This window comes from Ruegeria sp. AL12, from assembly GCF_056540885.1.
Window position 1 is genome coordinate 118,741 of sequence record NZ_JBQFXN010000001.1, and the last position, 22,006, is coordinate 140,746.

General features: G+C 58.4%; 19 protein-coding genes and 1 tRNA gene. 6 read left to right on the top strand and 14 right to left on the bottom strand.

Translation table 11 applies throughout. From position 1 onward, the window contains the following. Positions 1 to 65: 65 nt before the first annotated feature. From ACR0C6_RS00595 to ACR0C6_RS00615, 5 genes are all read right to left on the bottom strand, one after another. On the bottom strand, positions 66 to 1,418 hold the full coding sequence (locus tag ACR0C6_RS00595; protein WP_480617901.1) for a glutamine synthetase family protein: 1,353 nt from the start codon (positions 1,416 to 1,418) through the stop codon (positions 66 to 68). Between the two features lie 89 nt (positions 1,419 to 1,507). Then, positions 1,508 to 2,539 carry a TRAP transporter substrate-binding protein gene (locus ACR0C6_RS00600; RefSeq protein WP_170343589.1) on the bottom strand — a complete coding sequence of 344 codons (1,032 nt, stop codon included), beginning with the start codon at positions 2,537 to 2,539 and terminating at the stop codon, positions 1,508 to 1,510. Positions 2,540 to 2,606: 67 nt separating this feature from the next. Continuing rightward, positions 2,607 to 3,932, bottom strand: coding sequence for a TRAP transporter large permease (locus ACR0C6_RS00605; RefSeq protein WP_171205339.1), 1,326 nt, complete (start codon positions 3,930 to 3,932; stop codon positions 2,607 to 2,609). After that, the gene (locus tag ACR0C6_RS00610; RefSeq protein WP_171114702.1) at positions 3,932 to 4,450 is read right to left on the bottom strand and encodes a TRAP transporter small permease subunit; all 519 of its coding nucleotides are present in this window, start codon (positions 4,448 to 4,450) and stop codon (positions 3,932 to 3,934) included. The genes ACR0C6_RS00605 and ACR0C6_RS00610 overlap by 1 nt, the downstream gene beginning before the upstream one ends. A 16-nt stretch (positions 4,451 to 4,466) precedes the next feature. Beyond that, positions 4,467 to 5,252 (bottom strand): N-formylglutamate amidohydrolase, encoded by a 786-nt coding sequence (locus tag ACR0C6_RS00615; protein WP_480617902.1) that lies wholly within the window; start codon positions 5,250 to 5,252, stop codon positions 4,467 to 4,469. A gap of 103 nt (positions 5,253 to 5,355) precedes the next feature. On the opposite strand from ACR0C6_RS00615, the gene ACR0C6_RS00620 reads away from it, so the two are divergent. The 6 genes from ACR0C6_RS00620 (at position 5,356) to ACR0C6_RS00645 (ending at position 12,234) form a co-directional block, all read left to right on the top strand. Beyond that, positions 5,356 to 6,228 carry a MurR/RpiR family transcriptional regulator gene (locus ACR0C6_RS00620; RefSeq protein ID WP_171114706.1) on the top strand — a complete coding sequence of 291 codons (873 nt, stop codon included), beginning with the start codon at positions 5,356 to 5,358 and terminating at the stop codon, positions 6,226 to 6,228. Between the two features lie 93 nt (positions 6,229 to 6,321). Beyond that, positions 6,322 to 6,395: transfer RNA gene (locus ACR0C6_RS00625), tRNA-Gly, on the top strand. A gap of 129 nt (positions 6,396 to 6,524) precedes the next feature. Beyond that, complete coding sequence (locus tag ACR0C6_RS00630) at positions 6,525 to 8,345, top strand: ABC transporter transmembrane domain-containing protein (RefSeq protein ID WP_171329516.1); 1,821 nt, start codon at positions 6,525 to 6,527, stop codon at positions 8,343 to 8,345. Positions 8,346 to 8,505: 160 nt separating this feature from the next. Further along, complete coding sequence (locus ACR0C6_RS00635) at positions 8,506 to 10,395, top strand: acyl-CoA synthetase (protein WP_480617903.1); 1,890 nt, start codon at positions 8,506 to 8,508, stop codon at positions 10,393 to 10,395. Positions 10,396 to 10,407: 12 nt separating this feature from the next. After that, positions 10,408 to 11,331 carry an alpha/beta hydrolase gene (locus tag ACR0C6_RS00640; protein ID WP_480617904.1) on the top strand — a complete coding sequence of 308 codons (924 nt, stop codon included), beginning with the start codon at positions 10,408 to 10,410 and terminating at the stop codon, positions 11,329 to 11,331. 99 nt (positions 11,332 to 11,430) lie between these two features. Next, positions 11,431 to 12,234 (top strand): class I SAM-dependent methyltransferase, encoded by an 804-nt coding sequence (locus tag ACR0C6_RS00645; RefSeq protein ID WP_171329522.1) that lies wholly within the window; start codon positions 11,431 to 11,433, stop codon positions 12,232 to 12,234. A 23-nt stretch (positions 12,235 to 12,257) separates the two neighbouring features. On the opposite strand, the gene ACR0C6_RS00650 is transcribed toward ACR0C6_RS00645, so the two are convergent. The 9 genes from ACR0C6_RS00650 to ACR0C6_RS00690 all read right to left on the bottom strand — a co-directional run bounded on the left by ACR0C6_RS00650 (position 12,258) and on the right by ACR0C6_RS00690 (position 21,958). After that, positions 12,258 to 13,094 carry an alkaline phosphatase family protein gene (locus ACR0C6_RS00650; protein ID WP_171114717.1) on the bottom strand — a complete coding sequence of 279 codons (837 nt, stop codon included), beginning with the start codon at positions 13,092 to 13,094 and terminating at the stop codon, positions 12,258 to 12,260. 154 nt (positions 13,095 to 13,248) lie between these two features. Beyond that, the gene (locus ACR0C6_RS00655; protein ID WP_152458795.1) at positions 13,249 to 14,886 is read right to left on the bottom strand and encodes an ABC transporter ATP-binding protein; all 1,638 of its coding nucleotides are present in this window, start codon (positions 14,884 to 14,886) and stop codon (positions 13,249 to 13,251) included. After that, the gene (locus ACR0C6_RS00660) at positions 14,883 to 15,698 is read right to left on the bottom strand and encodes an ABC transporter permease (RefSeq protein ID WP_152458793.1); all 816 of its coding nucleotides are present in this window, start codon (positions 15,696 to 15,698) and stop codon (positions 14,883 to 14,885) included. The genes ACR0C6_RS00655 and ACR0C6_RS00660 overlap by 4 nt, the downstream gene beginning before the upstream one ends. Then, a complete protein-coding gene (locus tag ACR0C6_RS00665) occupies positions 15,695 to 16,651 on the bottom strand; it encodes an ABC transporter permease (protein ID WP_152458791.1) in 957 nt (318 codons plus the stop codon). The genes ACR0C6_RS00660 and ACR0C6_RS00665 overlap by 4 nt, the downstream gene beginning before the upstream one ends. 15 nt (positions 16,652 to 16,666) lie before the next feature. Beyond that, positions 16,667 to 18,253 carry an ABC transporter substrate-binding protein gene (locus tag ACR0C6_RS00670; protein WP_152458789.1) on the bottom strand — a complete coding sequence of 529 codons (1,587 nt, stop codon included), beginning with the start codon at positions 18,251 to 18,253 and terminating at the stop codon, positions 16,667 to 16,669. 236 nt (positions 18,254 to 18,489) lie between these two features. Beyond that, positions 18,490 to 19,593, bottom strand: a complete 1,104-nt coding sequence (locus ACR0C6_RS00675) for a glycerate kinase type-2 family protein (RefSeq protein WP_480445850.1) — start codon at positions 19,591 to 19,593, stop codon at positions 18,490 to 18,492. Next, positions 19,593 to 20,030, bottom strand: a complete 438-nt coding sequence (gene dtd, locus ACR0C6_RS00680; protein WP_480445848.1) for a D-aminoacyl-tRNA deacylase — start codon at positions 20,028 to 20,030, stop codon at positions 19,593 to 19,595. The genes ACR0C6_RS00675 and dtd overlap by 1 nt, the downstream gene beginning before the upstream one ends. Before the next feature lie 42 nt (positions 20,031 to 20,072). Continuing rightward, complete coding sequence (locus tag ACR0C6_RS00685) at positions 20,073 to 20,741, bottom strand: nitroreductase (RefSeq protein WP_371814331.1); 669 nt, start codon at positions 20,739 to 20,741, stop codon at positions 20,073 to 20,075. Positions 20,742 to 20,842: 101 nt separating this feature from the next. Continuing rightward, positions 20,843 to 21,958 (bottom strand): TFIIB-type zinc ribbon-containing protein, encoded by a 1,116-nt coding sequence (locus tag ACR0C6_RS00690; RefSeq protein ID WP_480617907.1) that lies wholly within the window; start codon positions 21,956 to 21,958, stop codon positions 20,843 to 20,845. Positions 21,959 to 22,006 lie beyond the last annotated feature (48 nt).

The window sequence follows — 22,006 nt, forward strand, 5'->3', positions numbered from 1 at the left end:
CCCTGCTTCATCTGGCCCAAAATATCCCGGGGGTCTGGGGGCAGAGCCCCCAGCGCGACCCGACCTTACGCCCGCTCGAATCCGCGGGCGATTTCCCAATCCGTGACCACGCGTTCGAACTCCTCGATCTCGACCTCCGCGGAACGGGTATAGTGGTCGACGACGTCATCTCCCATGGCCGCGCGCAACATGACCGATCCGTGCAGCGCATCCCGCGCGGCGCGAAGGTTGCCCGGGATCATGGCAGTCTCACCCTGGTAAACGTCGCCCTTGGTCGGCGGTTGCAGATCCAGCCCTTCCTCGATGCCCGCGATCCCTGCCGCCAGCATGCCAGCCATCGCCAGATAGGGGTTCATATCTGAGCCCGGAATTCGGCACTCGACGCGTACGGCCTTGGTACCGTCACCGCACAGGCGGAACCCGGCGGTGCGGTTGTCCACGGACCAGATGATCCGCGTTGGCGCGAAGGTGCCTTTCATGAAGCGTTTATAACTGTTGATGTAAGGTGCCATGAAATAGGTGTAATCAGGGGCATATTTCAGCAGCCCAGCCATATAGCTTTTCATCAGCGCCGACATGCCCAGATCGTCCCCGGCGTCATAGAAGGCAGGCTGTCCATCCGCCCATAGTGACTGGTGCACATGGGACGAGCTACCAACTTTCTCGTGGTGCCATTTCGGCAGGAACGTCGCTGCGTGACCATGTTGCCACGCGATCTCTTTCACAGCGTTCTTGGCGATCGAATGATACTCGGCTGTTTCCATCGCGGGTGCGTATTTGATGTTCAGCTCTTCCTGCCCGGTCTCGGCCTCACCTTTGGAGTTCTCAACCGGAATGCCCGCATCCCACAGATGGTTGCGGATCGGACGCATCACATGCTCTTCCTTGGTGGTCTGAAGGATATGATAGTCTTCGTTATAGCCCGAGATCGGCTCCAAATCCCGGAAACCTTCCTTGCGGATCTGGTCAAAGCTTTTCTCAAACAGGAAAAACTCAAGCTCGGTCGCCGTCATGGCGTCATAGCCCATGGCTTTCAAACGGCTGACCTGTCTTTTCAGGATTGAGCGCGGCGCGTGCAGCACTTCCTCGTGCGTGTGATGATCCAGCACGTCACACATCACCATCACCGTGCCTTCAAGCCACGGCACCGGGCGCAGGGTGCTGAGGTCAGGTTTCATGACATAATCGCCATAACCCCGTTCCCAACTGGTCGAGGCATAGCCATCGGGTGTCGCCATCTCCAGATCGGTGGCCAGCAGGTAGTTGCAGCAATGGGTCTCTTCCCATGCGCCTGCCACGAAATGGCCCGCGTGAAAGCGTTTGCCCATCAACCGGCCCTGCATGTCCACCATGCAGACCAGAACCGTATCAACCGAACCTTCGGATACCTGCGTTTTAAGATGTTCGAACGTGAGCATGTGCCACCTTTGTCTTTGCCGAAATCCTTCATCGGCCATTCGTTCAGTCAGACCCGCCCCATGCAAGGGGCGGGTCGCTTGGCCAAGTCTTAGCCGTAGCGGTAGGGCCGTCCAGCCTTGAGCATGTCGGCGTTGTACTGTTTGAAGATTTCAACAACCTTCGCCTTGGTTTCAGATTCGGCTGCGATCTCGTCCCAGAAGGCAACGGCCGCAGCTTCGACGGTTGCCCATTCTTCGTCCGGAATCGACGTCAGCTGCATCTTGTCTCCGTTGACGCGCAGGCTGGCTTCACCGCCCCAGTACCACCATTGACGATAATAGTGGGACTGATCGGTGCAGACGCGGAACAGGGTCTGCAAATCTTCGGGCAGCTCGTTCCAGCGGTCCATGTTGGCAAAGAACGAACCGGCCCAGGCACCCGAGATGTTGTTGGTCAGGAAGTAGTTGGTCACATCCGCCCAGCCGACTGTGTAGTCTTCGGTGATACCGGACCACGCGATGCCGTCCAGCTCGCCGGTTTGAACCGCAACTTCGATGTCTTCCCAGGGCAGGGTGACCGGCACAACGCCGAACTGAGACAGGAAGCGGCCCGCGGTCGGGAAGGTAAACACACGTTTGCCCTGAAGGTCTGCCAGGCTGTTGATCGGGTCTTTCGTTGCAAAGTGGCACGGGTCCCAGGCACCGGCCGAAATGTGCTTGACGCCGACTTTCGAGTATTCCTCGTCCCAGATCTCGTTCAGCCCGTACTGGTTGAACAGAACCGGCACGTCCAGCGAGTAGCGCGAGGCAAAGGGGAAATAGCCGCCGAACACGGTGACCTCGGTGGGCGATGCCATCGAGTCATCATCCGACTGCACGGCATCAATCGTGCCGCGCTGCATGGCGCGGAACAGCTCGCCCGTCGGAACCAGCTGGTCGGCATAGAACAGCTCGATCTGCATCCGGTCTCCGGCGATCGTGTTGAACATCTTGATGGCCGGGTCGATCACGTGTTCGGCCAGCGCCGGGCCGGCATAGGTCTGCATCCGCCATCTGATGGTCGATTGCGCCAGTGCAGGCGTCGCCAGAGCAGCGGCGGGAGCGGCCGCAGCACCTTTCAGAAATGTACGTCTGTTCGTCATTCTCTCTCTCCGTTGGTCAGTTTCGATTGTGCGGGGATTGCCCGCGAAGCCCCGGTTTGATCCGGGATCATTTGTTGTAGATGTATTCAGGCAGCCACAGTGCGATCTGCGGGAACGTCATGATGATCGCCAGCGCCAGCGTCATCACCATCACGAAGGGCAGGATCGAACCGTAAATGTCGCGCAGCGATATCTCTGGTGGCGCCATCGCGCGCATCAGGAACAGGTTGTAGCCGAAAGGCGGCGTCATATAGGCGATCTGGGTGGTGATCGTGTACAGAACCCCATACCAGATCAGGTCGAACCCCAATGCACCCACGAGCGGCACGTACAAAGGTGCGACGATCACCAGCATGGCCGTATCGTCCAGAAACGTGCCCATCAGAATAAAGCTGAGCTGCATCAAGATCAGGATCACCCAAGGGTTGAGGCCCAGCCGTTCGGTAAACAGGTTCTCGATTGCCCGAACGGCGCCCAAACCGTCGAAAACAGCGCCAAAGGCAAGCGCAGCCAGGATGATCCACATGAACATACAGGTGATGCCCAGCGTTGACCGTACAGACGTCTCGAAAACCTCACGTGTCATACGGCCCTTGAGGATGGCCGCGGCGAACGCCGTCAACGCTCCGATGGCCGAGCTTTCGACCAGCGAGGTCCAGCCGTTGACGAAGGGCACCATCATCGCGGCGAAAATGCCCAAGGGCAGCAGGCCCGCACGCAACAGGCGCAGTTTCTCTGCCATGGGCACGTCGCGCTCCTCGGCTGACAAGGCGGGCCCCAAGGCCGGGTTGATGCGGCAGCGGATCACGATGTAAAGGATGAACATGGCGGCCATCATCAGCCCGGGAAGCAGCCCTGCAAGCCAGAGCTGCCCGACAGGCTGGCGCGCGATCATCGCGTAAAGAACCAGCACGACGGAGGGCGGCACAAGGATGCCCAATGACGATCCGGCTTGTATCACACCGGTCACCATTTTCTTGTCATAGCCACGTTTCAGCAGTTCCGGCAGCGCAATGGTCGCGCCGATGGCCATGCCCGCGACACTCAGCCCGTTCATGGCCGAAATCAGCACCATAAGACCGATTGTGCCGATTGCGAGCCCACCGTTCAGGCCGCCCATCCAAACGTGGAACATCTTGTACAGATCGTCTGCAATTTTGGATTCGGCCAGAACATAGCCCATGAAGATGAACATCGGCAGGGTCAGCAGCGGATACCATTTCATCAGCTTCATGGCGGCCGAAAAGCCAATGTCATAGCCGCCGCGATCCCCCCACAGAAACAGGGCGGCCATCACGGCGACAAAACCAATCGCGCCAAAAACGCGCTGCCCGGTCAGCAGCATCAGCATCATGGTCGAAAACATCAGGATGGCGATCAATTCGTACGACATCAGATCACCTCGCGCGGGATGTCATCGCCCCTGAGGCGCAGAATATCTTTGAACAGTTCCGAGATCGCCTGAAGCAACATCAGGAACAGGCCCACGACCATGATGACCTTGATTGGCCACAGGTATGGACGCCACGCGGTTGGGCTGCGTTCGCCATATTGCAGCGAATAGCTCAGCGAGTCGTATCCGCCGTAGATCATCACGCCCAGGTAGATGATCAGGAAAAGGACGGTGATCGCATCCGTCCACGCGCGACGACGGTCGGACCATTCGCCGTACAGAAGGTCCATGCGGACGTTGGACCCCATCTGGATCGAATAGGGGCCGCCCAGAATGTAATAGGCGACCATTGCGAACTGGGCCATTTCCAGGGTCCACAGCGATGGCAGGAAAAAGGTTTTTGAAATCGAGGACCAGAGCAGGATGCCCATCATGACGAAGATGCCGTACATGACGAAGCGTCCGACCCAGCGGTTCGTGCGGTCAATGACCGCCACATATCCCCGCATGAAATTCATCCCGATACCTCTGCTCTCATGGTTTCGCCTCTGCGTGCGATAAGTCTTGGATGACCGATTGCAGAATTGGCGTAAGCAATCCCGCAATGCGGTTCACGCCGTCTGCTGTGTCGATCAGATCGTTTCGAACCTCGATCATGACATTTGGAAGCCCGCGCCGGACCGCGTGTTCGCGCAACGTGTGCGTGACGCCATCCGTCGCCGAGTAAGGTTCGTTCAAAGCCACGCGCAATCCCGAGCTTTCCGCGTGGCTCAGCATCAGCTGCGCGGCGCGGTCGTCTTCGTCATGAAGAATCCCTAGCTCTACCGTTCGGGGGGCTCCCTTGTAGACGGGCGTGAAACTGTGGATCGTGATGACAACCGGAGGTTCAGGCCGTTCGTCCAAAGTGGATGAAACCAGCGTTTTGAAAGGCTCATACACGTCGCGTACCCGCTGGGCGCGCTGAGCATCTGTCAGGTTCATGTTGCCGGGAATGGAAAACACTTCGCTGACTTGCGGCATGGCATCTTCGCGTTCGGGCGGGCGGTTGCAGTCATAAACAAGGCGACTGACGCGCGAGTGGACCAGCGGCGCATCCAAAGCGCCCATCAGCTCCACCGACAGGTCCAGCGCGCCGATGTCCCAGGCCGCGTGAGAGCTGGCCGCCGCCTCATCCAGCCCCAGTCCATCCAGCGCGGCCGGAATAAACCGGCTTGCATGTTCGCATATCAGCACGGCAGGCGCGCGACCGTGCGCATTGAGCACGCGGGCTGCCGGGGCTTCGGTCGGCAAAAGCAATGATGACTCGGTCTCGTGACGCATAGGTAGCATTTGTTACAGCAACTTCTCACCTGTCAAGAAAATTTCTGTAGACAAAATTTCAAACGAACATATCCTGTAACAAATTCAAGAAACGAGGGCGCCGATGGCCACCGTTGCCAAACTTGTCAAACAGAGGATTCAGGATGAGCTGGACGATCTGACACGGTCTGAACGTCAATTGGCCTCGGTCCTGTTGCAGGATTATCCGATGGCCGGTTTGCAATCGATCACCAAGCTGGCCGCTGCGGCGCAAGTTTCGACCCCGACCGTCATTCGCATGGCGCGCAAGCTTGGGTTTGACGGGTTCCCCGACTTGCAGGATGCGCTGCGCGAAGAGGTTGCGGCGCAGATCAAAAAGCCGATCTCAAAACGGGACGCCTGGGTTGTGGATGACGAGGCAGAACATCCGACGACGCGTTTTGCCCAGGCCGTATGGACCAACATGCGCCACACGCTGGAACGTCTGGACAAAGAGATGTTCGATGCCGTCGCGCGTCTTTTGGCCGAGACAGAGCGTCATCTTTACGTCGTTGGTGGCCGCATCACGCGGTCAAATGCGGATTATCTGTTCAATCACATGCAGATCATCCGGCCCAACGTCACGATGCTGGGCAATTCGGCGAATGTCTGGCCGCAATACCTTCTAGATATGGATGAATCATCCGTTCTGGTGATCTTCGACATCCGCCGTTACGAGGCGCATCTGGAGAAGCTGGCACAGGTTGCCTCGGGCCGCGGCGTCACCGTTGTTCTGTTTACGGACCAATGGGGTTCGCCGATCGGAAAGACCGCCAATTATTCTTTCCACGCATTGGTCGAGGCGCCATCCAGTTGGGATTCGACCATTGCGTTGCAGTTGATCTCGGAAACGCTGATTGCCGAAGTGCAGGAGGCACGTTGGGAAGAAAGCAAGGAGCGGATCGAAGAACTGGAGCGGTTCTTTTCCTCGACCCGGATATTTCGCAATCAGGACTGACGGGCCGAGCAGTGTCGGAAGAATTGCGCCACTAAATTTGCCACTTCCGGCTTGACGATCCCGAAAGCATGACTTAACCAGCGCAAACCATTTGCGGGTATAGCTTAATGGTAAAGCCCCTGCCTTCCAAGCAGGCTATGTCGGTTCGATTCCGTCTACCCGCTCCACGCCTTCCCTGAAATTCTGCGTCAAATGGCCCTTTCGACCTGCCGATTGCGGTTGTGATGCTTGACCATACCTGCCGCTACCTCCAAGAAAGCGGTCACTCAGTACGGTTCAGGATACAAGGGCCAGACATGGCAAGACAAGCCGCCAGCAAGCCAACGCATACCGCCGCGCCCGGAGCCTCCGAGGAACGCGCCCGTTCAAAGAAGATTGGGGTTCTGGCCTCGCTTTGGCCGTTCATGAAACCCTACAAATTCCTGATGATCGGCGCGACGCTGGCGTTGATTCTGACGGCCAGCATGACCCTGACGCTGCCATTGGCGGTGCGGCGCGTGGTCGACAATTTCCGAATTCAGGATGGAGAGCTTCTGGATTGGTATTTTCTGGCCGCGCTGGTCATCGCTGCCGTTCTGGCCGTGGGTACCGGTATTCGGTATGCGCTTGTGACCCGTCTGGGCGAACGGGTAGTGGCCGATATCCGCAAGGCGGTGTTTGATCGGGTCATCGGCATGAGCCCGGAATTCTATGAGCGAATCATGACCGGTGAGGTGCTGAGCCGGATCACCACTGACACGACGCTGATCCAATCTGTTCTCGGCTCGTCCGTGTCCATTGCCCTGCGAAACATACTGATGTTCGTCGGTGGGCTGGTTCTGATGCTACTGACATCCGCCAAGCTGACCGGGCTGGTATTGTTGCTGATCCCGGTGGTCATCGTGCCGATCCTTGTACTTGGTCGCCGTCTGCGCGTGATCAGCCGCGAGAATCAGGACTGGATCGCGGCCTCGTCCGGCAACGCGGGTGAGGCATTGGGTGCGGTACAGACCGTTCAGGCATTTTCTCATGAACAGGCCAGCCGCCAGCAATTCAGTGAGATGACCGAGACATCTTACAGCGTCTCGCTGCGCCGCATACAGACCCGCGCGGTGCTGACGGTGATCGTGATCTTCCTGGTTTTCTCGGGCATCGTGGGCGTTCTGTGGATGGGTGCCAATGACGTACGAAATGGCGTGATGACCGAAGGCGTTCTGATCCAGTTCGTCATCTATTCGATCATCATGGCGGGCTCGGTCGCCGCCCTGTCCGAAATCTGGAGCGAACTTCAGCGTGCCGCGGGGGCCACCGAACGTCTGGTCGAGCTGCTGCATGCAGAAGATACCGTGACCGACCCTGCCAATCCCAAAGCGCTTCCCAAGAACATTCAGGGCGAAATCCGGTTTGAAGATGTCAGCTTCCGCTATCCCGCGCGGCCCGATACGGTTGCATTGGATCATCTGTCACTTCTGGTGAAGCCAGGCGAGACGGTCGCATTCGTCGGGCCATCCGGGGCAGGAAAAACAACCGTGATCCAACTGATCCAGCGGTTCTATGATCCGAACTCGGGCCGCGTGACGCTGGACGGTCTTGATCTGCGCGACATCAACCGGTCAGATTTCCGCCGCCACATGGCTCTGGTGCCTCAGGATCCTGTGATCTTTGCTGCATCCGCGCGGGAAAACATCCGCTTTGGCCGTCTGGATGCCTCGGATGCTGAAGTCGAGGCCGCCGCCCGGGCCGCTGCCGCGCATGATTTTATTGCGGCCTTGCCCCAAGGATATGACAGCTTTGTCGGCGAACGCGGTGTCATGCTGTCTGGCGGGCAGAAGCAGCGTATTGCCATTGCCCGCGCAATCCTGCGCGACGCGCCGGTTCTGCTGCTGGACGAGGCGACTTCAGCGCTGGATGCGGAAAGCGAACGCGCAGTGCAGGGCGCGGTGGACAAGATGCGTGCCGGGCGCACGACCCTGATCGTCGCGCACAGATTGGCGACCGTTAAGAAAGCGGACCGCATCATCGTGCTAGAGGAAGGCCGCATCGTTGCACAAGGCAGTCACGAGGATCTGGTGTCTCAGGACGGGCTGTATGCACGCCTTGCCCGGTTGCAGTTCACCGATGGTGTCGCCGCAGAATAAGAGTGACGCTCCGGCACTTGCGAATTCGCCGTAGCGTCATTCTACATTTTACTCCCCTTGAAGGCTAAGGCCTCGCTTGCGCGAGGTTCGTTTTGCTTCCATCTTGGTTGCGAACAACAAGCCCGCGCAAAACGCGGGAGAATAATACGGGAGGAACCACATGGCCTTTGTGGGTTTGGAAGACAAGAAGCGCATGGAACAGGAAATGCCGTGGGAGGATCGGGATTTGCCCGTCACCTTCCATCAGCTTTTGTCGCGCACAGCAGGGAAGTTCCCCAACCACAATGCCATAAGCTTCCAACTGTTCTCGGGCCCGAATGACAAGGCCGAGACTCTGACCTGGTCGCAACTTCTGGCTCAGGTCAACCAGGCGGCGAACCTGTTCCGCTCGCTGGGTGTGGGTGAAAAGGACGTGGTCGCCTATGTGCTGCCCAACTGCAACGAGACACTGGTGACGATGATGGGCGGCGCGGTTGCGGGGATCGTGAACCCGATCAACCCCTTGCTTGAACCGGAACAGATTGCCGCGATCCTGCGCGAGACCGGCGCCAAGGTCGTGGTGACGCTGAAATCTTTCCCGAAAACAGATGTCGCGCAGAAGGTCGAAGAGGCGGTGCGCCACGCACCCAAGGTCAATACCATTCTGGAAATCGATCTGAACCGGTATCTGACCCCGCCCAAATCATGGCTGGTGCCGTTTCTGCGCCCCAAGATGGGCGACAAGGAAAAGCTTGCCCATGCGGATTACAAGAACTTCCACACGGAACTGGCCAAGCAACCGACGACGCTGACGTTCGAAGACAGCAAGGAAGATCGTGTCGCCTGTTATTTCCATACCGGCGGCACCACGGGTATGCCGAAGGTGGCGCAGCACAAGTATTCTGGCCTGATCTACAACGGCTGGTTGGGAAACACGCTTCTGTTCGACGAAAACGACGTCATCATGTGCCCGCTGCCCATGTTCCACGTTTTTGCGGTGCATGTGATTGTGATGGCGGCCGTATCATCCGGTGCCCATGTGGTTTTCCCTACACCACAGGGATATCGCGGCGATGGAGTATTCGACAATTTCTGGAAGCTGATCGAGCGTTGGAAGGTGAGCTTCATCATCACCGTGCCAACCGCGATTTCAGCCAAGATGCAGCGCCCGGTCGATGCCGATATCTCAAGCGTAAAAACGGCCTTCTCGGGCTCGGCCCCGCTGCCGGTGGAACTGTTCCGCCGCTTTGAAGAAGCGACCGGCGTCACCATTGTCGAAGGGTACGGTCTGACAGAGGCCACGTGTCTGGTTTCGTGCAACCCGGTGGATGGTGAGAAAAAGATCGGATCGATCGGTATTCCGTTCCCCTATACAGACGTCAAGATCTTGCAGGATGGGCCAGACGGACCGACCGAGTGCGACACTGATCAAATCGGTGAGATCTGCATCTCGAACCCTGGTGTCTATGCGGGCAATACTTACACTGAGGCCGACAAGAACGTTAACCTGTATCACTTCGACAAGTACCTGCGCACGGGCGATCTGGGGCGCTTCGACGAAGATGGATATCTCTGGATCACCGGTCGCGCCAAGGACCTGATCATTCGTGGCGGTCACAACATCGACCCTGCCGAGATCGAAGAGGCTTTGCTGGGTCACGAGGCCGTTGCTTTTGCCGGTGCCATCGGCCAGCCGGATGCGCATTCCGGTGAAGTTCCCTGCGCCTTTGTCGAACTGGTCGAGGGCGCGTCTGTCACCGAAAAAGAGCTGATGGATTACTGCAAGGTTCACGTGCATGAACGCGCGGCGCAACCCAAGCACATGACCATTCTGGATGAGCTACCCAAAACGGCCGTTGGCAAGGTGTTCAAGCCTGAACTTCGGAAACAGGCCATCACTCGTATCTACAACGGCGCCCTCGAGGATGCCGGTTTGGCGGCGCGGGTGGTTTCCGTCATTGATGATAAGAAACGCGGCCTTGTCGCGCAGCTTGACGCGAACGGATCTTCGGAAGACGATGTCGCAAAAGTGCTGGGCGTATACACCCGGCCATGGGAGTGGACTGAATAAGCCGGAGGGACAATGGACTATGAACGCCTGATCGACGAAGAAACCTGGGCGTTCATACGTCGCACGGCCGAAAGCTATCCCGATGACGCGGTCGAGCTGTCGATCGAGGATCAGCGCCGTGTCTATGACACCATGTGTCAGGACTTTCGCCAACCACGCCCGGCTGGCGTGGAAACTCAGGACCGGGCGGCCGATGGTGTTCCGGTTCGAATTTACTCTGCCGGGCAACCAACCCGAACCGTCATCTATTTTCATGGTGGCGGTTTCGTTGTTGGTGGTCTGGAAAGTCACGACGATGTTTGCGCTGAATTATGCGCCCAAACCGGGTACCGGGTCGTCGCCGTCGATTACCGGCTGTGCCCTGAACATGTGCACCCGGCACAGTTTGATGACTGTTGGAGCGCTGCGAACTGGGCGGCAAATGAATTCGGAGACCCTTTGATTTTGGCCGGTGACAGCGCGGGTGGAAATCTGGCTGCTGCCGTATCCCATTACGCGCGCGGGCGTTTGGACGGGATTCTGGGGCAGGCGCTGATCTATCCGGGCCTCGGAGGGGACCGCAGTCAGGGGTCCTACCAGGAACATGCTCAGGCCCCCTTGCTGACGTTGGATGAAATCAGGTTCTATGAAACCATCCGATGCGCGGGCGATCCGCCCCAGGGCGATCCGACCTATGCGCCATTGCAGGAAAGTGACTTTTCAAACCTGCCGCCGACCGTGGTTGTAACGGCTGATTGCGATCCGCTGCGTGACGACGGGCAAGTATATTGCAGTCGGATCAATGCGGCTGGCGGGCAGGCCCACTGGATCAATGAATTCGGTCTTGTGCACGGATATCTGCGCGCACGAACTGCGGTGAAACGTGCGGCCGACAGTTTTGAGCGTATCTCGGTTGCGATAGAAGCGCTGGGGCAGGGGATCTGGTCCTACGACTGATGCAGTGAATTGAAGGCTCTGGTCCTTTTTGGGGCCTGTATGCCGAAAACCGGCTGGCTGTGGTAAGCTCACTCAAATTTTCCGAGGAGATATTACCTTATGGCCGACCCCTTTCAGAACGTCGATGCCGCAGGGCCTGAATTCATCAAGCTGTTTGCAGACTCGATGGACCAGCGGCAAGCGGACCCGACGATGGAGCGGATCGTGGCCGCGTATCTGGGTCACCTGAACGTCACGGATGCATCGACGGTTGTTGAAGTTGGCGCCGGTGCAGGCGCCGTCACACGTCGCATCGCATCACACTGCCACCCGGCGAAGGTCATAGGTTTCGAACCTTCGAAAGGATTTGTCTCGGAAGCCAGCACGCGGGCCAAGGAATACTCGAACCTGACTTTCAAGGTTGCCGACGGTGCCGCGCTTCCGCTGGAGGATGATGCCGTCGATGCGGTTATCATGCACACGGTGCTCACGCATGTGGAAGACCCCAAATCGTTGGTTGCCGAGGCCTTCAGAGTGCTGAAACCCGATGGGATCTTGATCGTCTGTGACGCTGATTTCTCAAAAGCGACCTTCAGTGCCTTTCCAAATGATCCACTGGATATATGCGCAAAGGAGTTTGTGCGCGAGTTTGTGACCGATCCTTTTATCGTCGCAAAACTCAGGTCAATGATTTCCGATGCCGGACTTTCCGTGCAACATTTTGACGTGCAGAGCAGAGTTGTCTCGACAGCCGAGCAGATGTTGCCTTGGGTCGCCCTTACCACCAAGCAAATGTACGAGCGGGGTGATATCGGAAAAGAACTGGCAGAAGGGCTTGTGGCCGAGCACGAAAGACGTGCTCGAAACGGGTCTCTTTATGGATATCAGGTGTTTGCGACAGTGGTAGCTGCGAAGGCCGCATAAGCGGCCCCGAAGCTGCTTGCGTGTTACCGCAGAAACGGTTCGGCCTTCATTGTCTCTGCAATGGGGGCGCCCATTCGGCTCAGGATGGTCGGGGCCAATTGCAATTGGCTTATGACGGTCTCGGAGTCCGGTCCTTCGGCGTCGCCGAAATAATACAGCGCCGTTTCCTGTTGCAGCGGGCCGCGCCCGCCGTGGTGCCCACGCTCGTCCTGGCCGTGATCCGCGGTGACGATCACTTCATATCCCAACTGGCGCCAGCGGGGGATGAAAGGGGCCAGCATCTCGTCGGCGACAAAGCAAGCGTGATCCATTTCTTCACAATCGTGGAAGAAACGGTGTCCCATACTGTCCAGCGTGCAGGTGTGCAGAATGCCATAGTCCAGCCCGAAACGAAGGCACAGATTGGTCAGAGTGGCATACAGGTCGACATCGGATGGCGTCATCTGATTGGCTTTGCCATAGCCCGTCATGCTGTGAAAACGGCCATGGTTGATCGTCGCGCTTTCGGGTTCGTCATATTCGATGTCGCGGACGTAATCGAAGGGATGACGGTTGAAGAACTGCGACCAATAGCTGTGTGTCACCGCCCCGGTCACCCCACCGGCTTCACGCACCTGACTGAATACGTCCTTGTGGCTCAGCCGGAAGACGTTTCCATTTCCGGTACAGCCATGCTCTTGCGGCGTCACGCCCGTGTGGATCGACGCATAGCAACTGGCCGATGTCGAAGGCAGCACCGCGCGCAGTTTCCAAAGCCGTGCTTCTCCGCTGTCGACCCAGCCTTCGAGATTGCCGAACAGGCGACGAAAGTTGCGATAGGGGACACCGTCCAGAATGATGAGAAGTAGCTTGCGGTCCATGTCGAGGCCCTTTGAGAGACATTGCGTTCCGGCGACCCTAAGGGATTTGACGTCCTCGGGCTGCCACTTTGCGCCCCCAATAGCAAAATCCCGACACCTGTCTTCAAACAAGGTGCCGGGATTTCAAACCTACATTGAAATGTCACGAACCGGATCAGTTGCCGGCGCTTTCCATCTTGCGATGGGCGACAACCTCTTCCAGCCAGCCCAGATGCATTTCAGGCACCGAACTGAGCAGCAGGTCGGTATAATCGTCGAAGGGCGGGCTCAGCACCTGGCTCTTCGAGCCATAACGGGCCACGCGACCCTGATACATCACCGCGATGCTGTCGCTGATCGCGCGTACCGTCGCCAGATCATGGGTGATGAACAGATAGGCCACATCTTCGATCTTTTGCAGGTCCAGCAGCAGCTTGAGGATCCCGTCTGCCACCAGCGGATCCAGCGCCGAAGTGACCTCGTCACAGATGATCATCTTGGGCTTGGCTGCCAGTGACCGAGCGATACAGACACGCTGTTTCTGACCTCCGGACAGCTCCGCAGGATAGCGGTCGATGAACTTTTCGCCCAACTCGATCTCATCCAACAGCTCGATGATCCGCTTGCGCTTTTCAGCGCCACGCATGTTGAAATAGAACTCCAACGGGCGGCCGATGATGGTGCCGACGGTCTGGCGTGGGTTCATTGCCACGTCTGCCATCTGATAGATCATCTGCAACTCGCGCAGATCCTCGCGAGAACGCCCCGCAAGGTCCGGCGACAGCGTGCGACCGGCAAAACGGATCTCGCCATCGCGCGGCGGCAACAGGCCGGTGATCACCCGGGCTAGCGTGGATTTGCCCGAACCGGATTCGCCCACGACCGCCAGCGTCTGCCCCGGATGAAGTTCGACGTTGACGTTATGCAGCACGTCGAAGTTCAGCCCCTTGTAGCGCGCGGTGATCCCGTCAACGGTAAGCAGTGGTTCCGGTGTGGGCTGCTTTTCTTCGTGCTCGATCGAACGCACCGAGACCAAAGCCTGAGTATATTCTTCCTGCGGGTTGTTGATGATCTGATCGGTGCTGCCGTATTCGACTGTGTCACCCATCCGCAAAACCATGATATCGTCGCTGACCTGCGCAACAACCGCCAGGTCATGCGTGATGTACAAAGCGGCAACGCCGGTATCGCGTATGGCATCCTTGATCGCCATAAGAACATCGATCTGGGTGGTAACATCCAGCGCCGTGGTCGGTTCGTCGAACACCACCAGATCGGGTTCAGGACACAGTGCCAATGCGGTCATGCAACGCTGCAACTGACCGCCCGAAACCTGGTGCGGATAACGGTTGCCGATGTTGTCAGGGTCAGGCAAGCCCAGCTTTGCGAACAGCTCACGCGCGCGGGCCTCGGCCTCTTTGCGCGAAAACTTCTTGTGCTCGACAGCCGCTTCGACAACCTGATCCATGATCTTCTTGGCCGGGTTGAACGACGCGGCGGCAGATTGCGAGACATAGGCAACCTCACCCCCGCGCAGATTCCGAATATCGCCATGCGATGATTTCAGGATGTCGCGCCCGTTGACCCAGACTTCGCCGCCGGTGATTTCAACGCCACCCCGGCCATAGGCCATCGAGGCAAGACCGATGGTGGATTTCCCAGCGCCGGACTCACCGATCAGACCCAATACCTTGCCGCGCTCGAGGTCAAAGCTGACCCCGTGCACGATTTCGATGTCATGGGGTTTCTCACCCGGTGGGTAAACGGTCGCACCGATCTTGAGGTCACGGACCTTGAGAAGGGTATCACTCATCCCCGACCTCCTTTCAGCGATGTAGTACGGTTGAGGATCCAGTCAGCCACAAGGTTGACCGAGATTGCGAGCGTCGCGATGGCCACCGCGGGGTACAGGGCCGCGCCAATGCCATACACGATGCCGTCCTTGTTTTCCTTCACGATGCCACCCCAGTCGGCCAGCGGCGGTTGAACGCCGAGACCCAGGAAGGACAGGGTCGAGATGAACAGGACCATGAAAATGAACCGCAGGCCGAACTCGGCCACCAGCGGTGACAATGCGTTCGGCAGGATTTCCCGGAAGATGATCCACGTCCGCCCCTCACCACGCAATTTGGCGGCTTCGACATAGTCCATCACGTTGATATCCACGGCGACGGAGCGCGACAGGCGATAGGGGCGTGTCGCATCCAAAAGCCCCATGACAAGGATCAGGATCGGAACAGTGACAGGAACGATGGCCAGAATGACCAGCGCAAGGATCAGGGTAGGGATCGACATGATCAGATCGACCGTCCGGCTGAGGGCCTGATCCGCCCAACCGCCCAGAACGGCGGCCAGAAGACCAAGCGATGTACCGGTCAAGAAGCTGAGCAATGTCGCTGCGGCGGCAATGAAGATCGTCGTGCGACCGCCATAGATCATGCGGGTCAGCAGGTCGCGGCCGATATTGTCGGTGCCCAGCAGGTGTTCGGCGCTGGCCGGCTCCCATACATCGCCGACCACTTCCGCCATCCCGTAAGGCGCGATCAACGGGGCAGCAATGGCCACGAAGAAATAGGCGCCGGTGAATATGAGGCCAATCAGAGCCGAAATAGGGATGTTTTTCATTTCGGATGCCTCAGTCTTGGGTTGGCGAGGATCGAGACGATATCCGCGACCATGTTCAGACCGATGTAAACAGCCGCGAACACCACGCCGCAGGCCAGAACAACCGGCACGTCACGCTTGGTCACGGCGTCCACAAGGTACTGCCCCATGCCGGGATAGACGAACACGACTTCGACCACGACGACGCCGACAACGAGGTAGGCGAGGTTCAGCATGACAACGTTCACGATGGGCGAAATTGCGTTGGGAAAGGCATGCCGCGCAATGACCTGAAACGTGCTCAGGCCCTTGAGTTCGGCCGTTTCGATATAGGCTGATTGCATGAGGTTCAGAATTGCAGCACGGGTCATCCGCATCATCTGCGCAAGGACCACCAGTGTCAGAACGAAGGCAGGCAGCGCAATCGCGTTCAGCTTTTGCCAGAACGACATCGAGTCGTTGATCATCGCAAGCGAGGAAAACCATCCCAGTTTGACCGAGATGTAGTAGATCACGACGTAGCCGATCAGGAACTCGGGGATGGAAACCGTTGTCAGCGTGACGGCGGAAATCAGTTTGTCGGGCCAGCGATTGCGGAACCGGACAGCCAGCAGACCCAGAAAGATCGCAAGCGGGACGGATACGATTGCCGCGACACAAGCCAGGAACAACGTGTTCCCGAGGCGTTTTCCGATGCTCTCGGCAATATCAAGCTTGTTGGTCAGCGATTGGCCAAGGTCGCCCTGAACGATGCCGCCCAGCCATTCAAAATAACGGGTCAGGGCCGGGCGGTTCAGGCCCATTTCTTCGCGAAGGTTGGCCAAGGCCTCGGGGGTTGCGGACTGCCCCAGGACGGCTTGCGCGGCGTCTCCGGGAAGAGCTTCGGTAAGGCCAAAAATCAAGGCCGAAGCGCCGAACAGCAATAGAATTCCCAGCGCGAGGCGCTGGGAAACCAGTTTTATGATAGGATGCATTATCCGATGCCCGTATCAGACGAACCACATTTTGCGGGACATGTTGCCGTTCATCATTTCCTGTGTCGGGTCGCTTTCCCAACCATCCAGTTGGTTGCTGACACCTTCGACAAAATCGTTGAACATCGGGCAAATCAGACCGCCTTCATCACGGACCATGCGGCCCATCTGGCTATAGATGCCCTTGCGTTTCTCGACATCCAGTTCTGCACGAGCCGCGAACAGCAGGTCGTCAAATGCCTGAACTTTGAAACGTGTATCGTTCCAGTCAGCCGTCGACAGATACGCGGTCGAATACATCTGGTCCTGCACCGGACGACCGCCCCAGTAAGAGGCACAGAAGGGCTGTACGTTCCAAACCTCGGACCAGTAGCCGTCATTTGGCTCGCGCTTGATTTCCAGCGGAATTCCAGCCTGGGCCGCCGTCTGTTGGAAAAGGGCTGCGGCATCCACGGCACCCGGGAAGGCACCGTCTGCAACACGAAGAATAATCGGCGAACCGTCATGACCGGACTTCTTGTAGTGCTCGGCGGCTTTTTCCACGCTGAACTCGCGCTGTTCGATTGTCTCGTCAAACAGTGGATAGGCTGCGTTAATCGGCATGTCGTTACCGATCGAGCCATAGCCGCGCAGTACTTTGTCCACTAGATCCGCACGGTTGATGGCATACTTCAGGGCCGTGCGCAGTTCGTTGTTGTCGAACGGTGCGGTATCGCAGTGCATGATAAAGACATAGTGGCCGCGGCCAGCGGTCGAGTGCACGGTCAGATTGGGTGCGCGCCCCAGCAGGTCCGCGACCTTTGGTTCAACACGGTTGATGGCGTGGACCTGACCCGATTGCAATGCAGCGGTACGCGCTGTTGCGTCATTGATAACCACGACTTCAACACTGTCGAAGTTACCAAAATCAGAGTTCCAGTGGTTCTCGTATTTTGTGAACAAGTGGCGCACACCGGGTTCGTCTACTTCCACCTTGTACGGTCCGGTTCCGATACCTGCTCCGGGATTGTCCATGCCGCCATCGGGCTGAATGATCAGGTGGTAGTCGGCCATCAGATACGGAAGGTCAGCGTTTGGCTCGGACAGAGTGACCTGGAAATTGTCGCCATCGGCTTTCATTGACTCGATGCCCTTCATGATACCAAGGGCACCAGACTTGGAGTCTTCGTTCGAGTGGCGCTGCATTGTCTTCAGCACGTCCTCGCTGGTCATGGTTTTGCCGTTGTGGAATTCGACACCCTGACGCAGTTTGAACGTCCAAACCTTGGCATCCGCGCTGCCTTCGACGCTTTCCGCCAGACGCGGTTCGATGGACCCATCGGGTGCAACTTCCACAAGCTGGTCGCCAAACTGTTTGCCGTTCTGGAACGGAACCGAGCTGGCATAGGTCGCGGGATCAAGCGAGTTGGTGGATTCGCCACCCTGAAGGCCAAATTTCAGGTCACCGCCTTTTTTCGGGCCAGCTGCGCGTGCTGCGTCTGCGAACATCGTGCTGGCCACCGCCGCCGAAACACCCAGGGCCGCGGCTTTCCCCATGAATTCGCGGCGAGTCATCTTCCCGGCTGTGACCTGACCGGCCATATGCGTTATTTGTTCATTCATTGAGTGTCTCCCTATTGAGTGGTTCCAGCCCCTTGGGGGGCTTTTTGTTGACGCATGAGTCAACGTTGGCTTATTTCCGCGAACCGGGCAAGGTTATTTCTCCTAAATGCCGAAGGCCGAAGCCTTCGCTTTGTTGCCCGGTGTGCGGCAATTGCTGAGTGGGTGTTCAGATACATTCTGCATTTTCGGGTAGTTTCTGGTCGATTGCGGGCCAAAGCGGCATGATAAGCGTCAATTCATCCACGTATCGCGACAACCAGATCCATGACATTGGTGCCGGTTGGCCCGGTTGTCAGCAGGCCTTGGACTTTTTCCAGGAAAGACCCGCTATCGGCGTTTTGAAGGGCGCGTTCGGCGCCCTCACCCCAGGTTGTCCCTGTTATGATTCCACCCGCCGCATTGGTCGGGCCATCCGTGCCGTCGGTGCCGCCCACAATCACCGCAAGATCCGTTTGTCCCGCGATCTCTTTTGCCAAAGCAAGCGCAAGGGCCTGATTTCTGCCGCCACGTCCCGGGTGATCAGGCAAGACCACGGTCGGTTCTCCGCCAAAGATCATCACGCCCTTTTCCATTCCACGCAGCATGGGCCCAAGACGCGCCGCGACCTGCAAATAGTCGTCGTGCAGGGCCTCATCATTGGTCAAAACTCTCAGCCCCATTGTTTCCGCTGCTTTGACAGCGGCATTGCGGGCATGCGCGTTCGAAGCGACGATCCGGGTGCTGGCGTCAAAGGAATGCTTGTCGGGCAATGCTCCGATCCCGGAACCGATGACGTTCAGATCGTCTCCGGGCACATCCGAAATCGCCAGAACCGTGGCGCGGTCTCCGGCGAAATGGGATAGGAGGCCGCCGCCCTTGATACGCGACAGCTTGCGCCGCTCGGCATTCATTGCGCGGATATCCAGCCCTTTGGACAACAGTTCGCGGTTCAACGCCTCGAGATCCGCCAGCGATGTTCCGGGAAGCAGGTCCTCGGCCAGGGATGACGCGCCGCCCGAGACCAGCAGCAGAACATGTGATCCGGGCCCCATCTGTTCCATGGCCAGGCGCAGTGCCCGTCCGCCCGCCAGGCTGCGGTCGTCCGGAACGGGGTGTGACGCTTCGATCACCTCGACCCCGGCCGGCAGGTCGTGGCCATGCCCGTCTTTGGTGACCACAAGCGTGGGGATGGCGCCGAAATGCTCCAGCGCAGCCCGCGCCATGGCTGCGGCGGGTTTGCCCACGGCCAGAATACGGTCTGGTTTCGGGACATCAGGCAAGGCGGCCAGGGTGGCCTTATACCCGCCGACGGCATCAACACCGGCCTGCCACAACCTGACAGCTTGCTTTTCAATATCCATCAATTCTCCACCCAGATCGTGACCGGCCCGTCATTTACAAGCTCAACCGCCATGTCCGCGCCGAACTGTCCGGTTTCCACCGCGATACCCTGCGCGGCAAGGTGCTCTGCGAAGACCTTGTACAACTGCTCTCCCAACTCGGGCGGGGCTGCGTTTGAAAATCCGGGGCGATTGCCGCTGGAGGTGTTCGCCGCCAGTGTGAACTGGCTGACCACCAAAGCAGATCCTTCAACATCCAGAAGCGAGCGGTTCATCTTGCCGGCGTCATCCTTGAAAATCCGCAGTTTCGCGGTTTTTTCGGCCAGTTTTTCTGCCTGTGCCTTGCTGTCGCCCTGCATGGCGCAGACAAGAATCATGAGCCCGGGACCAGTTTTGCCGATGACGGTGCCTTCGACCGACACTTTGGCCTGTGTCACCCTTTGCAGCAATGCGCGCACTTGGTTCCTCCCCCGAAACGTTGAGCCTGCCTGAGCGATGGTTTAGCCGCGCCAGTCCACAAAGTCACCCAATGCCGCGCGTTCCGTACGGAAGCTGTTTGCAGGATGATCCATATCCGAATAGCCAAAGGAAATTGCGCACAGGATCAACCGGTCATCGGGGATCTGAAAATACTGATGCAAAAAAGGGCTGTACGCCGCCAATGCCGCTTGCGGGATGGTTGCCACGCCCAATGCCTGAGCGGCGAGCGCAAAAGCCGTGACAAAGCCGCCGCAATCCATTGCGCCATAAGGTCCCAGCTCTGCCGGGCTTGAGATGATGGCACAATGTGGTGCGCCAAACAGGGCGAAGTTCTGCATCATTTGCTGCGCCGATCCTTCACGGTCCCCCCGTTCTACGCCAACCGCGCTGTAGAGCGCCCAGCCGCACGTCCGGCGCCGGTCTTGATACACGCCGGAGTAGGAAGCGGGAAAAGGAAGATCGGGGGCTGGCGTGCCGTTCCTGGCTTCGTTTGACATCGCGTCGCGGAACCTGTCGGTTTCGTCTTTGCTGGTGATGACCAATTGCCAAGGTTGCGCATTGCACCAGCTTGGCACTCGCGACGCGCTGGCCACGATCTGTTCGATGTCACCACGTGGCACCGGGTCGGGCCGAAAGGCGCGGCAGGAATGGCGTGCGGTCAGAAGCGTGTTCAGGTCGGCCAGGGTCACGTCGTCTTCTCCTCCGGGGCAGCCGGCGGCAGGATGGGTGAGAAGCCGGGGATGTTCAAGGGGTTCCGCCGCAGAGTTTTCGGCGGAGGAACCCCCGAAGGTCATTGCTGTCCGGTCGCCATCAGGTATCCGATGCCCGCGGCAACCAGCAGGCCAAGCACAACGGCGATCGTGATCTTGATTGCCGACCAGGGGCGTTCTCCCTGAACCCGGCCGGTCCGGCCGTTCACCACGAAACGATAGGTCTGACCGCGATACTTGTACGCCGCCAACCAGACCGGCAGCAGGATATGTTTGAACGTGACATCGCGCACATCGGTGTCCACTGCATGGATGCGTTGCCTGTCGCCCCCAATATCAAAACGCACGTCCTGCTCGATCACGCGGGCCATATATGCGCGTGCTTCGGCATATCCATCTTTCAGCTCGACCGTATAGGCCTCGGCCCGAAAACCGGCGAGGTACTCTGGCTGGTAAGGTTCCAGAGCCGGGAGATCCCAAGGCTCCAGAGCATCCGTGTAAGCCTTGGGCAGGGACCTTGAGGCCAATACCAATACGTCGTCAAAAAATCGCGCCACCCGGCCTGACTTGGGCGTCCAGCGGATCTTGGGAACCTGTTGTTGCACCCGTTTGCCATCCCGCATGACGGTGCGGGTTTCATAGTAGACTATGCCGCGCTCTCCGCGATAGGCCGACTTCGTATCGGCGTCGAAGGTCCAGTAGGGCACATAGATGCCCTGCATCCTGCGGCCCTTGCGGGCATAATCCTTCAACCCGTTCGGCGCGAACCACAGCCGCCCCAGCCAGTCGCTCATGGCTTTGTGGGCGGCGCGCTCGTCCAGCGCAAAGGGCAGAACGCCCTTCGGTTTGATATGCCGGTTTATCCCGGTGCCCGTCACGACCGGGGTTGCACAGAACGGGCATTCCGCAGCATGGGTGTTGGGATCGAATTCAACCTGCGCTGCACAGTTCGGGCAGGACAGAACCCGCGTCTCTTCGATTTCGCTGTCGGGCAGGCGGTCGGCGATGGCAGCGTCGAAATCCAGCTCGCGCAGGCTGGCGCCGCCCCAGGGGCCGGCACCGATCGGTTCGGAATGGCCGCAATGGTCACAGGTCAGAGTGCCGGATTGCGGGTCGAATCGATAATCCGCGCCGCAATTGTCACATGGAAAACGATGTTCCGCAGAACCGGATGGCGGGGCAGGAGGCTGGGTCATAGGTGGTCACTTGTCGAGGGGATAGTGAAGATAGGCCCCGCGCTCGGC

What these genes read in the sequence shown, in the direction of transcription:
- ACR0C6_RS00660 (WP_152458793.1), bottom strand. Translation starts at nt 15,698, where the DNA reads ATGAAAAACATCCCTATTTCGGCTCTGATTGGCCTCATATTCACCGGC.
- ACR0C6_RS00620 (WP_171114706.1), top strand. Translation starts at nt 5,356, where the DNA reads ATGGCCACCGTTGCCAAACTTGTCAAACAGAGGATTCAGGATGAGCTG.
- ACR0C6_RS00690 (WP_480617907.1), bottom strand. Translation starts at nt 21,958, where the DNA reads ATGACCCAGCCTCCTGCCCCGCCATCCGGTTCTGCGGAACATCGTTTT.
- ACR0C6_RS00645 (WP_171329522.1), top strand. Translation starts at nt 11,431, where the DNA reads ATGGCCGACCCCTTTCAGAACGTCGATGCCGCAGGGCCTGAATTCATC.
- ACR0C6_RS00610 (WP_171114702.1), bottom strand. Translation starts at nt 4,450, where the DNA reads ATGAATTTCATGCGGGGATATGTGGCGGTCATTGACCGCACGAACCGC.
- ACR0C6_RS00650 (WP_171114717.1), bottom strand. Translation starts at nt 13,094, where the DNA reads ATGGACCGCAAGCTACTTCTCATCATTCTGGACGGTGTCCCCTATCGC.
- ACR0C6_RS00635 (WP_480617903.1), top strand. Translation starts at nt 8,506, where the DNA reads ATGGCCTTTGTGGGTTTGGAAGACAAGAAGCGCATGGAACAGGAAATG.
- ACR0C6_RS00640 (WP_480617904.1), top strand. Translation starts at nt 10,408, where the DNA reads ATGGACTATGAACGCCTGATCGACGAAGAAACCTGGGCGTTCATACGT.
- ACR0C6_RS00605 (WP_171205339.1), bottom strand. Translation starts at nt 3,932, where the DNA reads ATGTCGTACGAATTGATCGCCATCCTGATGTTTTCGACCATGATGCTG.
- ACR0C6_RS00615 (WP_480617902.1), bottom strand. Translation starts at nt 5,252, where the DNA reads ATGCGTCACGAGACCGAGTCATCATTGCTTTTGCCGACCGAAGCCCCG.
- ACR0C6_RS00655 (WP_152458795.1), bottom strand. Translation starts at nt 14,886, where the DNA reads ATGAGTGATACCCTTCTCAAGGTCCGTGACCTCAAGATCGGTGCGACC.
- ACR0C6_RS00675 (WP_480445850.1), bottom strand. Translation starts at nt 19,593, where the DNA reads ATGGATATTGAAAAGCAAGCTGTCAGGTTGTGGCAGGCCGGTGTTGAT.
- ACR0C6_RS00600 (WP_170343589.1), bottom strand. Translation starts at nt 2,539, where the DNA reads ATGACGAACAGACGTACATTTCTGAAAGGTGCTGCGGCCGCTCCCGCC.
- ACR0C6_RS00630 (WP_171329516.1), top strand. Translation starts at nt 6,525, where the DNA reads ATGGCAAGACAAGCCGCCAGCAAGCCAACGCATACCGCCGCGCCCGGA.
- ACR0C6_RS00595 (WP_480617901.1), bottom strand. Translation starts at nt 1,418, where the DNA reads ATGCTCACGTTCGAACATCTTAAAACGCAGGTATCCGAAGGTTCGGTT.
- ACR0C6_RS00665 (WP_152458791.1), bottom strand. Translation starts at nt 16,651, where the DNA reads ATGCATCCTATCATAAAACTGGTTTCCCAGCGCCTCGCGCTGGGAATT.
- ACR0C6_RS00670 (WP_152458789.1), bottom strand. Translation starts at nt 18,253, where the DNA reads ATGAATGAACAAATAACGCATATGGCCGGTCAGGTCACAGCCGGGAAG.